At 70.5% G+C, this 14779-nt stretch carries 16 protein-coding genes; 3 read left to right on the forward strand and 13 right to left on the reverse strand.

All coding sequences use genetic code 11. The annotated features are described in order from the left end of the window. Positions 1-22: 22 nt before the first annotated feature. Positions 23-436: a VOC family protein gene (locus H4Q84_RS07525; RefSeq protein WP_248582771.1), complete on the forward strand. Its 414-nt coding sequence runs from the start codon at positions 23-25 to the stop codon at positions 434-436. Positions 437-523: 87 nt separating this feature from the next. Here the strand turns inward: H4Q84_RS07525 and H4Q84_RS07530 are convergent, their stop codons facing one another. The 10 genes from H4Q84_RS07530 to H4Q84_RS07575 all read right to left on the reverse strand — a co-directional run bounded on the left by H4Q84_RS07530 (position 524) and on the right by H4Q84_RS07575 (position 8197). Then, complete coding sequence (locus H4Q84_RS07530) at positions 524-1618, reverse strand: ring-opening amidohydrolase (protein ID WP_248582772.1); 1095 nt, start codon at positions 1616-1618, stop codon at positions 524-526. A 22-nt stretch (positions 1619-1640) separates the two neighbouring features. After that, positions 1641-2579 carry a carbamate kinase gene (arcC, locus tag H4Q84_RS07535; RefSeq protein ID WP_248582773.1) on the reverse strand — a complete coding sequence of 313 codons (939 nt, stop codon included), beginning with the start codon at positions 2577-2579 and terminating at the stop codon, positions 1641-1643. An 88-nt stretch (positions 2580-2667) separates the two neighbouring features. Next, complete coding sequence (locus H4Q84_RS07540) at positions 2668-2850, reverse strand: hypothetical protein (RefSeq protein ID WP_248582774.1); 183 nt, start codon at positions 2848-2850, stop codon at positions 2668-2670. Between the two features lies 1 nt (position 2851). After that, a complete protein-coding gene (locus tag H4Q84_RS07545) occupies positions 2852-3187 on the reverse strand; it encodes a hypothetical protein (protein ID WP_248582775.1) in 336 nt (111 codons plus the stop codon). Between the two features lie 63 nt (positions 3188-3250). Next, positions 3251-3997, reverse strand: coding sequence for an SDR family oxidoreductase (locus H4Q84_RS07550; RefSeq protein WP_248582776.1), 747 nt, complete (start codon positions 3995-3997; stop codon positions 3251-3253). A gap of 9 nt (positions 3998-4006) precedes the next feature. Beyond that, positions 4007-5233 carry an MFS transporter gene (locus H4Q84_RS07555; protein ID WP_248582777.1) on the reverse strand — a complete coding sequence of 409 codons (1227 nt, stop codon included), beginning with the start codon at positions 5231-5233 and terminating at the stop codon, positions 4007-4009. A gap of 35 nt (positions 5234-5268) precedes the next feature. Continuing rightward, positions 5269-6462: a lanthionine synthetase LanC family protein gene (locus tag H4Q84_RS07560; protein ID WP_248582778.1), complete on the reverse strand. Its 1194-nt coding sequence runs from the start codon at positions 6460-6462 to the stop codon at positions 5269-5271. Then, complete coding sequence (locus tag H4Q84_RS07565; RefSeq protein WP_248582779.1) at positions 6462-6938, reverse strand: nucleoside deaminase; 477 nt, start codon at positions 6936-6938, stop codon at positions 6462-6464. The genes H4Q84_RS07560 and H4Q84_RS07565 overlap by 1 nt, the downstream gene beginning before the upstream one ends. Beyond that, positions 6935-7504: a pyridoxamine 5'-phosphate oxidase family protein gene (locus H4Q84_RS07570; RefSeq protein ID WP_248582780.1), complete on the reverse strand. Its 570-nt coding sequence runs from the start codon at positions 7502-7504 to the stop codon at positions 6935-6937. The genes H4Q84_RS07565 and H4Q84_RS07570 overlap by 4 nt, the downstream gene beginning before the upstream one ends. A gap of 3 nt (positions 7505-7507) precedes the next feature. Next, on the reverse strand, positions 7508-8197 hold the full coding sequence (locus H4Q84_RS07575) for an NAD(P)H-binding protein (RefSeq protein ID WP_248582781.1): 690 nt from the start codon (positions 8195-8197) through the stop codon (positions 7508-7510). A gap of 23 nt (positions 8198-8220) precedes the next feature. On the opposite strand from H4Q84_RS07575, the gene H4Q84_RS07580 reads away from it, so the two are divergent. Then, a complete protein-coding gene (locus H4Q84_RS07580; protein ID WP_248582782.1) occupies positions 8221-8919 on the forward strand; it encodes a DNA alkylation repair protein in 699 nt (232 codons plus the stop codon). A 225-nt stretch (positions 8920-9144) separates the two neighbouring features. Then, entirely contained in the window at positions 9145-9684 is a 540-nt protein-coding gene (locus H4Q84_RS07585; protein WP_349238410.1) for a Type 1 glutamine amidotransferase-like domain-containing protein, read from the forward strand. A 93-nt stretch (positions 9685-9777) separates the two neighbouring features. Here the strand turns inward: H4Q84_RS07585 and H4Q84_RS07590 are convergent, their stop codons facing one another. From H4Q84_RS07590 to H4Q84_RS07600, 3 genes are all read right to left on the reverse strand, one after another. Further along, positions 9778-10488: a DinB family protein gene (locus H4Q84_RS07590; RefSeq protein ID WP_248582784.1), complete on the reverse strand. Its 711-nt coding sequence runs from the start codon at positions 10486-10488 to the stop codon at positions 9778-9780. 80 nt (positions 10489-10568) lie between these two features. Further along, positions 10569-12485: a hydantoinase B/oxoprolinase family protein gene (locus H4Q84_RS07595; protein WP_248582785.1), complete on the reverse strand. Its 1917-nt coding sequence runs from the start codon at positions 12483-12485 to the stop codon at positions 10569-10571. Continuing rightward, positions 12482-14599 carry a hydantoinase/oxoprolinase family protein gene (locus H4Q84_RS07600; protein WP_248582786.1) on the reverse strand — a complete coding sequence of 706 codons (2118 nt, stop codon included), beginning with the start codon at positions 14597-14599 and terminating at the stop codon, positions 12482-12484. The genes H4Q84_RS07595 and H4Q84_RS07600 overlap by 4 nt, the downstream gene beginning before the upstream one ends. Between the last annotated feature and the right edge of the window lie 180 nt (positions 14600-14779).

Genomic DNA, 14779 nt, shown 5'->3' on the forward strand with positions numbered 1-14779 from the left:
GTGCTCGTGACACGATCGACGCATGAGCATCCCCACCAGCGGCTACGCCCACGTGCGACTGACCGTCACCGACATCGACCGGTCGCGCGCCTTCTACGACGACGTGTTCGGGCTGCCGGTGGCCTTCGAGATGCCCGAGAACCCCGACGAGGAGACGAAGCAGCAACTCTCGTTCCTGTTCGGGGGCGTGATCTACAAACTGGGCGACTCGCTGCTGGGGCTGCGTCCCGTGGCCGACGACGGCTTCGACGAGGACCGTTCGGGTCTCGACCACGTCAGCTTCGCCGTACCCGCGCGCTCCGACCTCGACGCCGCCGCCACGATGCTCGACGACAAGGGCATCACGCACGCGGACGTCAAGGACATCGGGGCCGGTTTCATCCTGGAGTTCCGCGATCCCGACAACATCGCGCTCGAGCTCTTCGCGCCGGCCTGAGCGTTCACGAGAACAGGCACAAACGCCGATTCCGGGCCGATATCGGCCCGAATCGGCGTTTGTGCCTGTTCTGCGTGACAGGTCTGGTCAGCCGAGGTCGACGATCGCCGCCACCGGGCCGCCACCGTCGGGGCCCTGGTGCGCGGCGGAGACCGACACGAAGACCGCCGGGTCGCCGGTGACGGCAGCCGTCACGCCACCGACCGCGGCCTTGATCTGGCGGTGCCAGTGCACGTCGGAGTCGTCGAGCATGGCGTTTCGGCGACCTCGCACTGCACCGTCCTGCGACACCTCGCACTTGAGGAAGACGTTGACGAGCTTGCCGTCGAGGTCGGAGGTGTGCGGGCGCTCGGGCAGGTCGAGACCGGCCGAGCGGATCGCGTCCCAGATGCCGTCGGCGTCGAGAGCGTCCTTCATGACCGAGTGGCCGACGCGGTAGCGCCCACCCACTCCGGTCGCGTTGCCGACGACGACCACCTGGGCGACGTCCAGTTCGACGCCTGACGAGCAGGAGGCTACGGCCGAGAACAGCGAGCGGTCGTGCATGACGTCGGCGTCGGTCGGCATCTCGATCTCACCGAGAGCGACGGCGATGCCGAGCGCCGTACATCCGTTGGAGAGGTCCATCGACTCGTGGGTGTGCTCGGTCCACACCGTCTTGCCGCGCGACTTGGCGTCGCGGATCGTGTGGACGGTCAGCAGCGGCGTCTTGGTCTGCACGTAGTGGACGTCCGCGACGTCGGTGATGCCGGCCTTGTCCATCGCGACCTTGACCGCGTCGGCGACCTTGCTGACCATCGCCACGCGGCCGATGTCCTCGGGCAGCAGCACCTCGCTCATCGCGAAGCCGACAGTCAGCCGCGGCTCGTCGGTGGGCTCGGCGTCGGTCGTCGCGAAGATCGTGGCGTGCGGGCTGATCACGCCGTCGGTCCCCCCGGACCACACGATCGGGATCTGCTTCACGGCGTCGGCGTCGGCACCCTTGGCCACGAGCACCTCGCGGAACGCGCGGTCGGAGATGATCCGGGTGTAGTCGTTCACCCCGCCGTTGCCCTCGGTCTTGCCGATGATCGCGATGACGCGGTCGGCCGCCATCACCCCCTCGTCGATGAGCTTCGCGAGCTCGGACGCGTCGGCGACCGAGTGGATCGGGACCTTGCGGACTTCGATGGCGCTGGGCATGGGTTTCCTTTCGGTGGGGCGTTCAGTTCGGTACGACGACGGTGCCGGCATCCTCGCCGGTGACCGCGTCGACAATGTGGTCCAGGTTGGTGATCACGGCGCGACCGCCGCCGTTCTCGACGAAACGGCAGACGGCGTCGACCTTCGGGCCCATCGACCCGCTGGCGAAGTGTCCTTCGGCGGCCAGGCCACGCATCTCGGCGACCGTCACGCGACCGAGCGGTGCGGCCTCGGGGGTGCCGTAGTGCAGCACCGCGTTGGGCACGTCGGTGGCGATGACGAGCACGTCGACGGTGATCGACCGGGCCAGCAGCGCGGCACCGAGGTCCTTGTCGATGACGGCCTCGACACCTTCGAGCACACCGTCTTCGCGGCGTACGACGGGAATGCCGCCACCGCCGTTGGCGATCACCACGAACCCGGCCTCGACCAGTGCGTGCACGGCCGGCGCGTCGATGACCTCGAGCGGCTCGGGCGAGGCGACCACGCGGCGCCAGCCCTTCTCGCCGCGGTCCTGCCAGGTCTCGCCGTGGTCCATGAGATGGCCCGCCTCCTCGGCCGACAGGAACCGGCCGATCGGCTTGGTCGGCGAGGTGAAGCCGGCATCGTCGGCGTCCACGCGGGTGCGGGTCACGACGGCGGCGCTGCGCTTGTCGACGCCCCGGCGAGCCAGCGACGCGTCGAGCGCGTCCATGAGCACGAAGCCGAGCGTCCCCTGCGTCTGCGCTCCACACCAGTCGAGCGGCACGGGGGGTACGACGGCTGCGGCGAGCTCGTTCTTGACGAGCAGATTGCCGACCTGGGGACCGTTGCCGTGGGTCACCACGACATCGACCCCGGCGGCGACGAGTCCGGCGACGGCCTCCATCGCGGCCTCGGCGGCGGCGATCTGGTCCTCCGGGCGCGCCCGCCCGTCCACGTTCGTCATCGCGTTGCCGCCGAGCGCAAGAAGGACCTTCATGGCGACGAACCTAGTGCCGCGAAAGGAGCCCGGGCACCAGCAACAACGGCCAACGGGGAGCCCGGAAGCGGGCACTTCTTGCCAATCGTCAGACCCGAGCCGCCTCCAGCGCCCGAACCCCGGCAGCCAGATCGGCATGGCTCCGCGGGAAGATCACCCGCAGCTGTGATCCGAACGTGACCAGCCCGACGCGCTTGATCTCCTCGTCGGTGAGCAGGTTGAGCGCGGCGAACGTGATCAGGCTGCCCTGGCTGTGCGCACACACCACCACGTCACGGCCGGTGCCGGGCGTTGGCGTGATGGTCGCGGATGCGCTGGGCGAGATCGCACGCGCAGCGAGTACGGCGCCGGGATGAACGGGTGGACCGCGTGCGGCCAGAGCACCACGACGTCCCAGACGATGTTGGCCCCGCGACGCAGGGTTGGGGACTCGGAGCGCGCCGCGCGAGCACGTGGTGGTCACCGTCGGTGGCGCGGAAGAAGCGCGATCGCACGTCGCCGTCGACCTGCTTCACGCGCGGCCGGTCGAGCAGGTCCGCGGGCGGCGTGCCGCTCACTCCGTGGACGCGCAGCTCCACCCAGGGAGCCCGCGCGTCCACGCCGCTCATCGCAGTGCCGCCCCCTGCTCAGGCACGAGCCATGGTTCCTCCGGTGGCGCCGGAGGACCAGCGTCAGCGGCCGCCGGCGACGCGCAGCGTGCTGCCGGTGACGTACGACGCCGCATCGCTCATCAGCCAGGCGATCGCGTCGGCGATCTCGGCCGGCTCACCCGGACGCCCGAGCGGGATCCGCGCCGAGACACGTTCCAGCCGACCAGGGTCCCCGGCGTCCTCGTGGATGCGCGTGCGCACCATGCCCGGTGCGACGCCGACCACCCGAACCCCGCCCTCGGCGACCTCCTGGGCCAGCCCGATGGTCATCGCGTCGACGCCGGCCTTCGCCGCGGCGTACTGCACGTACTCCCCCGGCGACCCGAGCGTCGCGGCGCCGGAGCTGACGTTGACGATCACTCCGCCCCTTCCGCCGTACGTCGTGGCGAGGGCCCGCACCGCGGCCCGCGCGACATAGAGGGCACCGGTCAGGTTGAGCTCGACCGTGCGCGCGATGACGTCGACCGGCGTCTCCGCGAGTGGGCCGACGTGGAGCGTGGCGCCGGCGTTGTTGACCACGCCGGTCAGCCGGCCGCGGCGCGCAGCCTCGACGAAGAGCGCGTCGACGCCAGCAGCATCAGCCACGTCCGCGCGAACGACCACGCACTGGGCGCCGGCGTCCTCGACGGCGAGCCGGCACTCCTCCGCGGCCTCATCGTCGCGCGCGTAGCCGAGCACCAGGTCGTGGCCGTCGGCCGCGAGCCGGAGGGCGGTGGCGGCGCCGATTCCTCGGGTGCCGCCGGTGATGAGGGTGAGGGGACGTTCCATGCGCGTCAGTCAATCAGCTTCGTGCACGGCGTGCCGGAACGGCGAGAGGGCAAGTGCGAGAGCGACCAGCACGAGCCCGGCGGCCCCGATCCACATGACGGGCCGGAAGCCGAGGGCGTCGGCGAGCAGCCCGCCCACGGGTGCACCGACGACGATCATCGCGCGGTTCACGGACCGCATCGTGGTGTTCATCCGACCCTGGAGAGCGTCCGGCGTCGCTGCCTGGCGGTAGCCCATCGAGTTCGCGTTCGAGACGCCCAGCGCGATGCCGTAGAGGAACTGCCCGCAGGCAACGACCACCAGGGCCAGCACGTGCGCCTCCTCACGGCCCGGGGCGAGTACGACGATCGCCCAAGCGACCGGCATCAGGATCTGGCACCCGATCACTGTCCGTCCGGCACCCCACCGCAGACCGAGGCGGGTCGCCGCCAGGCTCCCGAGCAGGCCGCCCACCCCGGCGGCCGCGAGGACGACGCCGAGCTCGAAGGCGCTCAGTCCGAGCCCGATCAGCGCGAAGGGCACGAACACCGTGGTGAGGGCGCTGTTGAACAGGAACCAGCCGTGGGTCGTGATCGCGAACGGCGACAGCACTCGGTGACGGTAGACAAACGCCAGCCCCTCCCCGATCTCGCGGCGGAGGTGGAGCTTCCCGTCACGGGGCGCGACCGTCTCGGAGACCCTGACGGTGGCGGTCAACACACCCGACACCAGGTAGGACAGGGAGTCGACCAGCACCGCCAGCGGCGCCCCGAGCGCGGTGACGAGGGCGCCGCCGACCACCGGCCCGGATGTCTGGGCCACCGACGCGCTCTGATCGAGGCGCGCGTTTGCGGCGAGCAGCGCGGATCGCGGCACCAGCCGTGGCAGGAGCGACTGGGTCGCCGCGTCGTTCAGCAGGGACAAGGTGCCGAACACGACCATCACGCCCATCAGGACCGGCAGCGTCAGCCGGTCGAGGAACCACAGGAGCGGGATGACGCCGAGCAAGACCGCCCGCCCGAGATCGGTGACAACGAGGACCGGCTGACGACGACGGCGGTCGACGAGGGCCCCGACGACCAATCCGAGCAGCAGATAGGGAAGCCACCGTGCCGCGTTCACGAAACCGACGTCGGCGGCGGAGCCGCGCAGCGTCAGGACCACCAGGACCTGTATCGCGACCGTGGTGACGTAGCTGCCGAAGCCGGAGACTGTCTCGGCGAGCCAGAAGCGGGCGAACCCCTGGTGCGCGAACACGTCTGGACGTCGCCCAGGAGCGTTGCCGGGCGACGTCACTGTCCGGGCAGTCCCCACCAGGTGTCGAGCCGCGCCACCGCAGGCGCCTCGCGACCGTCGCGCAGCAGCCGCGCCGTACGGAAGAGGTACGCCGCGATGCCGGCGCCGCCCTGCATCCAGCCGACCCCCGGCGGCAGCAGCGGGTCCTCGTTGCGGTGCTCGACAAACCGCCAGAAAGCGTGCGGCCCGTCGGTGATGGCACGCTCGACCAGGGCGTCCGCCAGCCGAACGGCGAAGGCCAGATCGTCGTCCTCTCCCCCGCGCTGCCACGCGTCGAGGAACACGTCGCCGACGCCGGCAAGCTCGAGCGCGCTGAACAACAGCGACGTGCCGGTCGGGCCGTGGCACCAGGTGAAGGTGGCGTCGTCGAAGTCCTCGATCGACGGGATGAAGTGGGGTACGACGAAACCTCCGTCGCTCGTGTCGCCCAGGGTCACGAGGTGCTCGGCCCCGCTGCGGGCCGCCGCGACAAGATCGGGCCGGCCGAGGTCGGCACCCGCGACGGCAAGAGCGGCCGCGATGCCGGCGATGCCGTGCGACCAGTTCGGCATCTCCCTGGGCACGTCGACCTCGACGTTCTCGCGGAAGCGAATCGGCACGAACCGCCAGTTGGTGCCGGTCTCGACGGGCTCCGCCTCTGCCATCAGCACGTCGACCGCATGCTCGGCCAGGCCGGTTGCGGCCAAGACACCCTGGCGCCTGCACCAGAGGGCGCCGAGCAGGATGCCGGCAGTGCCGAGGGTGGCGTCGTTGATCCGCGCGTTCGGGGTGAAGAGCGGCGGCTCCAGATAGGCCTGCGGCCAGCCGTTGGAGGTGGCCAGCTCGGCCAGCCTCGCAACAACGGCATCGGCCCCCGGGGCCTCCAGGGCGGTGAGGACTCCCAGGTCGCTCACGAGTCCTTCGAAGTACGAGTACGCCGTGGTGGTGGCGAGCCCTCGCCGTACTCGGCTCGCGATGCCGTCGGCGAGCGTCGTCTCCTCAGCCGTCCACGGGCGAGCCAACCCGATCTCGGCAAGCACGTGCGCGAGGCCGCCGACGCCGCTGTGCATGGCGTCACGGTCGTCGGGGACGCCGTCGCTCTCCGGCGGGACCGACTCGGGGATCCACGGCCCGTCGTCCCAGCGCACCTGGTCGAGCACCCAGCGCCAGCCGGCCTCGGCGAGGTCGGCGTAGGCGTCGGGCTCGGGCATCAGGCGAACCGACGCCGGTGCAGCGCCTTCATCTCGGCCTCGAGCTCCAGCGCCGGTCCGTCGACGACGACACCGGGCGCTACGGCACTGATCGGCAGCGGCAGCACCGGTCCCGGCGCGACGCCCCACTCGTCCAGCCAGCCGGCGAGCGCGGCCGAAGAGACGGCGTACACGATGCGGCCGAGGCCCATCCAGCCGTGGGCGGCTGAGCACATCGGGCAGTGCTCGCCGGAGGTGTAGACCGTTGCCGCGGCGCGCTCCGCCGACATGAGGTGCGTCGCAGACCACCGGGCGATCTCGAACTCGGGATGGCGGGTCTCGTCGCCGTCCTTGACCCGGTTGCGGTCGCGGAACCGCACCTCCCCCGCGGCGTCGACGAGCACCGAGCCGAAGGGCTCGTCACCGTCTGCCAGAGCCTCGCGGGCCAGGTCCACGCAGGTGCGGAGGTGGGCGAGGTCGAGGTCGTTGATGCTCATCGCAGGTCGGCCTCGCGGACGGGCAGGGCCGGCAGGCCGTCGATGCTGACGGCGTTGCGCTCGACCCAGTAGCGGTCGTAGTGCGCCTGGTCGCGCCGCGCGGCGTGGCGGTCGAGGAGATCGCGTTCGGCGACGAACTCCATGTGCGGCACGGAGAAACCGCAGGAGTCGGCGATCCGGTCGCACTCGACGACGATGATCGACCGCTGCCCGAGCTCGCGCTCCTTCGAGAACAGCGGCCGCAGCAGGTCGAACTCCGGCTCGCCCGCGATCACCACCCGGCCGCGACCCTGCAGGCGCACGATGGTGGGCGGACCCTCGAAGGCGGTGAACATCAGGGCGATCCGGCCGTTCTGACGCAGGTGCGCGATGGTCTCGGCGCCGCTGCCGGTGTAGTCGAGATAGGCGACCGTCGTCGGGTCGAGCACCACGAACGTCCCTGCCATCCCCTTGGGCGACGCGTTGACGTGCCCACCTTCGGACGGTGCCGTCGCGACCACGAACATCGGCTGGGCCAGCAGCCACTCACGCAGCTTCGGGCCGATCGTCTTCATCACTTTGCTCACGCGTCATGCTCGCATTTCGAGCAGCGCCGTGAGCGTCCTGGTGCCGACCGGCAGGCCGTGCTCGTCGTAGTAGGCGAACATCGCGCGCAGCCACGCCTCCTCGCGGCTGCTCGGCTCTCCGGTCGGGCGCTCCACCACCACGTCGACGCCCGCCTCCGCAGCGAGCTCGGCGACGGTGGCCTGTCGCGAGGCCAGCTCGTACGTCGCACCCTCGTGCCCGGGTTCGGTGAGCACGATGGCGGCCACTTCGGACACCTCATCAAGGTCGGCGAAGCCGAACTGCACTTCGGCCCGGTACGGCAGTCGCACGGTCTGCGTCAGGTCGAGGTTCTGCAGGTACGCGCCCGGCTGGAGGATCGTCCACGCCAGTCCCGAGCGTCGTACGACGTCCTCGGCCTCGGCCTTGCCGACGTGGTGCGGCATCGCCGGCGTGTACGGCGAGGCCACAGAGTGGAACACGATGCGGGCCACCCCGGCGTCGCGTGCCGCCTCGACCACGGTCGTCACGTACGCCGCCTCGTCCGGGTGCATGTTGGGCGCGATGACGTACGCCGCGTCGCAACCGCCCAGCGCGCCGGCGAGGTCCGTCCACACGTCGCGACCGAGCGGGAGTGCCGTGTGGCCGCGCCGCTCCAGCGCCGCGCAGACCGCTCGCCCGGTCTTGCCCGTGCCACCCACCACCGTGGTCCTCATGCGCCGAAACCTACGCTGGCGCCATGGATGCACCCCTCACCGCCGACGCGGTGGTGACCGCCCTCGAGGCCCACCGCGACGAGAACGAGCTGGCGACCGTACGCCGACGCCTCGCTGCCGACGAGCCCGCGATCGGGATGCGCATGGCTGACCTCTTCGCGACCGCGAAGTCCTTCACCTCGCTCCCCCTCGACGAGGTCGAAGCCCTGCTGGAGCACCCGGCGTACGAACCCCGGATGGCCGCCTTCTGCATTCTCGACTTCCAGGTCCGCGGCCGCCTGGACGACGAGGCGCGCACCGAGCGCTACGACCTCTACCTGCGCCGCCACGACCGCATCACCACCTGGGACATGGTCGACCGCTCCGCGCCGCGTGTCGTCGGCGGTCACCTGGTCGGCAGCTCACTGGCTCCACTGCACAAGCTGGCTGACTCGGCCGTCCCGCTCGAGCGCCGTACGGCGATCACGGCGCCGCTCTACTTCGTGAAGTCGGGCAGCTTCGCCGACCTGGCCGGCGGCTTCGACCTCGCCGCACGGCTCGCCACCGATGCCGAGCCGGTGGTGCAGAACGCCGTCGGCATCTTCCTCAAGCACGCCGGCACCGCCGACGAGGCCGGCCTGCGGTCGTTCCTCGACCAGCATGCTGCCTCGATGCCGCGGCCCGGTCTGCGGCTGGCGATCGAGAAGCTGCCGCCCGGGGTGCGGGCGGCGTACCTCCTCTGACGCCTGCGGACCCGGCTCTCGCGGCGACCTCGGGAGGTGGCCCGGCCGTTGCAGATAGCCTTTGCTCCGGCACCGTCACCGACATCGGGAGACATCTTGAGGCTTCTTTTCACGTCCGGGGGCGTCACGAACCCGAGCATCCACGGGGCGTTGGTCGACCTCTTGGGCAAACCGATCGCCGAATGCAACGCCCTCTGCATCCCGACGGCGGAGTACGGGCACCCCATGTGCACTCCAGCCTCGGCCTGGCGTTTCATCGCCGGCCAGACCCCGGGACCCATGTGCGACCTGGGCTGGAAGTCGTTGGGCGTGCTCGAGCTCACCGCGCTGCCCAGCATCGGCGAGGAGCGCTGGGTCCCCTGGGTCCGGGGGGCCGACGTCCTGCTGGTGGACGGCGGCGATGCGACGTATCTGTGCCACTGGATGCGGCAGTCCGGACTGGCGGACCTCCTGCCGTCCCTGCCCGACACGGTCTGGGTGGGGATGAGCGCCGGAAGCATGGTGATGACCCCCCGCATCGGTGACGACTTCGTCAACTGGAAGCCGGCCACCGGGGGCGACAGCACCCTAGGGATCGTCGACTTCTCGATCTTCCCGCACCTCGGTCACGAGCTCATGCCGGACAACACCATGCACGAGGCGGAGAAGTGGGCGGCCGGCCTCGGAGGTCCGGCGTACGCCATCGACGACGAGACCGCCATCAAGGTGACCGACGGCACCGTCGAGGTCGTCTCGCAGGGGCACTGGAAGCTGTTCCCCTCGTAGGCGTCCCCGTCGATCCGCGCGGTCAGACCTGCCGACGCGCAGCAAGATGGATAGCCAGACCGGGTCGACCTCGGGGGCACCGATGGCTCGTGGTCACCCGTCGAGCAGATCGAGGTCGCGCACGCAGAAGCCGTGATGGGCCCACTCCTCCCCCAGGACGGTGTGCAGGCACCTGAGCGCCGTACGCCCGCGGGCGTACGGCGGCCAGCCCGGCCCATCGGGCACCGGCGCGGCCGCCGAGAGCTCCTCGGGGGTCACAGTCGCCAGCCACCCCGTCAGCTCGGCCGCCTGCGCGTCGCGCACGGCCAGCACCTCGTCGAGGCTGGGTGCGGCCGCTCGGTCGATGCCCTGCTCCTCCTGGTCGGGCACGAAGTCCGTCGCCAAACCGATAGCCGTGAACGGCTGGGTCGAACCGAGGCAGCAGCGCCGAAACCACGAGTCGTGCACGAAGACCAGGTGGCGCAGGGTCTCGACCGCCGACCACTCACCGCCGACCCGCTCGTGCTCCGATCCCCGGGGCATCGCGCGGAGGCGCTCGGCCGTCGCCGCCCAGCCGGCCTGCAGCTGCCGATGGCCCTGCGTCAGGTCGGCCGGGTCGGCCGAACGGATCAGCAGCCGCACCGGATGCCGCCTGTCCAGCTCGGCCTCGACGTACGACGTCACCTCGACCCCGTTGACCACCAGGTTGCCGATCAGGCCGTCGATCTCGGCGTCCTGCATCACCACCCCGACGAAGCGTGCTCGCGTGAGGTCGCACTCGCGGAACTCCGCGTCGGTCAGGTCCTGTTCCTCAAAGGTCGCCATGCCCGACAGTGTGTCGCGGAGCGCCGACAGTCGCGTGCTGACGTTGATCCACCGCGAGCGGGCCCGAGCACGCGACTCGCTCAGACCAGGTCGACCTCGGCGTGCAGCGCACCGTCGGCCAGCTGCGCGTAGCCCGGGCCGCGGTCGAAGAACGCGTCCTCGCGCACCCACGCTGCCCGCGAGCCACGCTCGGCCTCGGTCGCGGCGGCGTCGTGGCCGAGTGAGTCGTCGTCGAGCGAGCCGGTGAGCACCACGCCGTAGTCGGCCAGCGCCGCCTCCGGCGAGACCTTGCGCCAGACCACGTCGCGCACCACCAGCTCCGGGTCGCGGACCAGCGGGTCGCCCCAGCCGCCACCACCCGTCGTACGGATGCGGATGACCTCGCCGGCCTTCACGATCTCGTCGTCGGCGAGGGCATCGACCACGCGTTCGTTGGGGCCGCCGGCGTCGATGGTGACCTCGAACGGCTTGCCGGCCTTGCCGCCGCGCACGCCCCAGCAGGCCAGGATCGAGCGGTCGGCGATGGACATGAAGTGCCCGTCCTTGACCATCCGGATGTGCTTCTCGTAGCCGAGGCCGCCGCGGTACTCCCCCGCGCCGCCGGAGTCCATCGCGAGCCCGAGCGACTCGACGAGGAACGGGAACCGCGATTCGGTGAACTCGCTGGGCAGGTTGCGGGAGTCGGGCACGACGTGGATGGTGTCCTCGCCGTCGGCGTAGTAGCGCCCGCCGGAGCCGCCGCCGAGCACCTCGCGCATCAGGTACGAGCGGCCGTCGCGGTCGTCGCCGTACACACCGGTGTAGCGGATCGTCTCCTGGTCGGCGGGCATCTTGCCGTCGACCGCCTTGGCGACGACGCCGGCGAGTACGCCGAGCAGCCGGAGGATGACGAAGGTGCGCGCGTTGGTCGGCGCCGGGAAGACCGGCGTCAGCAGCGTGCCGGGCTCGGGGAACCGCATCTCGATGAGCGGCACGATGCCCTCGTTGACGTCGAGCTCGGCCATCCGCTCGGGCGACTCGGCCAGGTTGCGCAGGATCGGCGCGAGCCACTTCTTGAGGAAGACGCCGTCGCTGTAGTCACCGCAGTGGTTGATCGGTCCCTTGGCCTGCGGGCTGGTGCCGTCGAAGTCGAGCACCAGCCGTTCGCCGTCGGGGTCGTCCTTGGGTGTGCGGGTGAGGGTGATCCGCTGGGTGTGCAGCCTGGGGTCGTCGACACCGTCGTGCTCGGCGTAGTCCTCCCAGGTCCACGAGCCGACCGGGATCTGGCTGAGGATCTCGCGGCGGTACGTCGTGGTGGTGCGGTCCAGGATCGCGTCGAAGCACGACTCGACCGTGGCGACGCCGTACCTCTCGAAGAGCTCACCGAGACGTCGGGCACCCATCAGGCAGGCCGAGCACTCGGCGTCGAGATCGGCGGCGAGCGACTCGGGCATCCGGGAGTTGCGGGTCATGATGCTCAACGCGGCCCGGTTGGGCACACCCGCGTCCCAGAGCCGGATCGGCGGCACCATCAGGCCTTCCTCGAAGACGCTGGTGGCGTGGCTGGGCATCGAGCCCGGCACCGCGCCGCCAATGTCGTCGTGGTGACCAAAAGCCTGCACGAACGCGACGACCTTGCCTTCGGCGAAGACCGGCACCGTGACGCAGAGGTCGGGCAGGTGGCCGATGCCGCCCTCGGAGCGGTAGACGTCGTTGTGGAAGAAGACGTCGCCCTCGCGCATCTCCTCGATCGGGAAGTCGCGGGCGACCGGGTGCACCAGCGCGGAGTAGGACCGGCCGGTGAGCTTGCGCAGCAGCCGGTCGTGGATGCCGGCGCGGAAGTCGTGCGCGTCGCGGATCATCGGGCTGCGGCTGGTGCGGCCGATGGCGGTCTCGACCTCCATCTCGACACTCGCGAGCGAGCCCTGCACGATCTCGACCAGCACCGGGTCGGCGCTCGCGCCGGCGTCGTCGGTCAACATGCCGTAGGGGAACTGGGTCGGCGCGCGCCTGCTCATGCTTGATCCCTCTTGTCGACTCGAGTCACGATGATGTTGAGGTAGTCGTCGACCCGGGCACTGAAGCCCGGGTGCAGCGGCACCGTGGAGCCGAACTCCTCGATGATGGCCGGGCCGTTGATCACGGTCCCCGGTGGCAGCTCGGAGCGTTGGAACAATGCGGTGTCGACGTACCCGATCTCCGCGTCAAAGCACACTTCTCTCGTTGGTCGAGTAGCCCCCGAGGCACGAGGGGGCGTATCGAGACCCTCCGCCTTCCGGATCTCCGGCCGCTGGATCGGCCCGATCCCCGACGTCCGCACGTTCACCCACTCCACCTGCTGCGAGTCGTCAGCAGAGAAGTCGTAGCCGTACAACGTCTTGTGCTCCGCATGGAACCGGTTCGCCACCTCGTCGAGCGCGGCCCGGTCGAGCGGCCCGTCGGGCACCGGCACCCGCACCTCGAAGGCCTGCCCGAAGTAGCGCACGTCGGCGGTCCGCTGGAAGACGTGCGTCTCGTCGGCGAAGCCCTCGGTGGTGAGGGCAACGCGGGCCTGCTCGGTGAGCGCGTCGTACGCCGTCTGCAGGGTCGCGGGGTCGACCGACTCGTGCAGCGCGACATGGGTCTGCACGTAGTCGTTCTTGACGTCGACGGTGAGCAGCCCGAACGCCGACACGTTGCCGGGGTTGGGCGGCACCAGCACGGTGGGGATGCCGAGGATGTCCATCAACCTGCAGAGCAGCAGCGAGCCGGAGCCGCCGAACGTGGTGAGGGTGAAGTCGCGGACGTCGAGCCCGCGCTTGACGGTGACCTGGCGCAGGGCGTTGGCCTGGTTCCAGGCGGAGATCTCGAGTACGCCGGCAGCACAGGCCTCGGCCGACATGCCGAGCTCCTTGGCCAGCGCCTCGATGCCCGCCTTCGCCGAGTCGGCGTCGAGCGGGATCTCGCCTCCGAGCAGATGTGGCGGGATGCGGCCGAGGAAGACGTGCGCGTCGGTGATGGTGACCTGGTCGCCGCCCTTGCCGTAGCAGATGGGACCGGGGTCGGCGCCCGCCGACTGTGGCCCGACCTTGAGCGTGCCCTCAGGCGAGAGCCAGGCGATCGAGCCGCCGCCGGCGCCGACGGTGACCACGTCGATCATCGGGATCTTCGACGGGTAGGCCCCGACGCTGCCCTCGGTGGTGAGCGCAGGCTGGCCGTCGATGACGACCGAGACGTCGGTGGACGTGCCGCCGCCGTCACTGGTGAGGACACGGTCGAAGCCGGCCACCTTGGCGATCAGCGCGGCGCCAAGGGCGCCCGCGGCAGGCCCGGACAGCACGGTGGTGATCGGCTGGTGCACGACCTCGTCGGCCGACAGCACCCCGCCGTTGGACTTCATCACGTAGAACGGCACCTTGCGGCCGCCGTACTCCTGGAGGCGTCGGCTGATGTTCGTGACGTAGCGGCTGAGCCTCGGCTTGACCGCCGCGTCGACGAGGGTGGTCATGGCGCGTTCGTACTCGCGGTACTCGCGCAGCACCTCGCTCGAGATCGAGACGACCGCGTCGGGGTGCTCCTCGGCGAGGATCGCGCGCATCCGCTCCTCGTGGTCGGGGTTTGCGTAGGCGTGCAGGAAGCAGACCCCGAGGGTGTCGATGCCCTTGGCCCTGAACCAGCGAGCGACCTCGCGCGCGCCGTCCTCGTCGAACCGCCGCACCTCCGCGCCGGTGAAGTCGAGCCGACCGCCGACCGCCTTCACGAGGTGCCTGGGCACGATCCGGGGCGGCTTCACCCAGAAGTAGGAGTTGCCGTAGCCGTCGGGCACCGACTGCCGCGCGATCTCGAGCATCGCGTCGTAGCCCTCGGTGGTGATGAACCCGAGCGCGTCGACCTTGCCCTCGAGCAGCTGGTTGGTCGCGACCGTGGTGCCGTGGCTGACCGCGGCGATCGCGCTGCCGTCACCCTCGGGAAGCCCGAGCAGCCCCAGCACCTTGTCGATGCCGGCCATGAACCCGTCGGCCGGGTCGGAGGGCGTCGAGGGGGTCTTGGTGGTGACCAGCTCCCCGCTCTCCTCGTCGAGGGCGACGACGTCGGTGAACGTGCCACCGGTGTCGATGCCGATGCGAATCCTACGCGTTGCTGGCTCAGACATGGGGACCATTCAAACGACCGTGTACGACGGGCTGCGAGGTCACAATCTGCTGACAAAATGGGCGATCGTTGTCAGGTCATGCCATGAAGTGCAGCGGCTTGGGGAAGGGCTTGGGCACATCGTCGACGCCATAGTTGAGGCGTCGGGTCGGGGCGGTCAGTTCATCGGACATGGCAACGC

Origin of the sequence: Nocardioides sp. InS609-2 (assembly GCF_023208195.1) — a bacterium.
In the GTDB taxonomy this organism is placed as follows: Bacteria; Actinomycetota; Actinomycetes; order Propionibacteriales; family Nocardioidaceae; genus Nocardioides.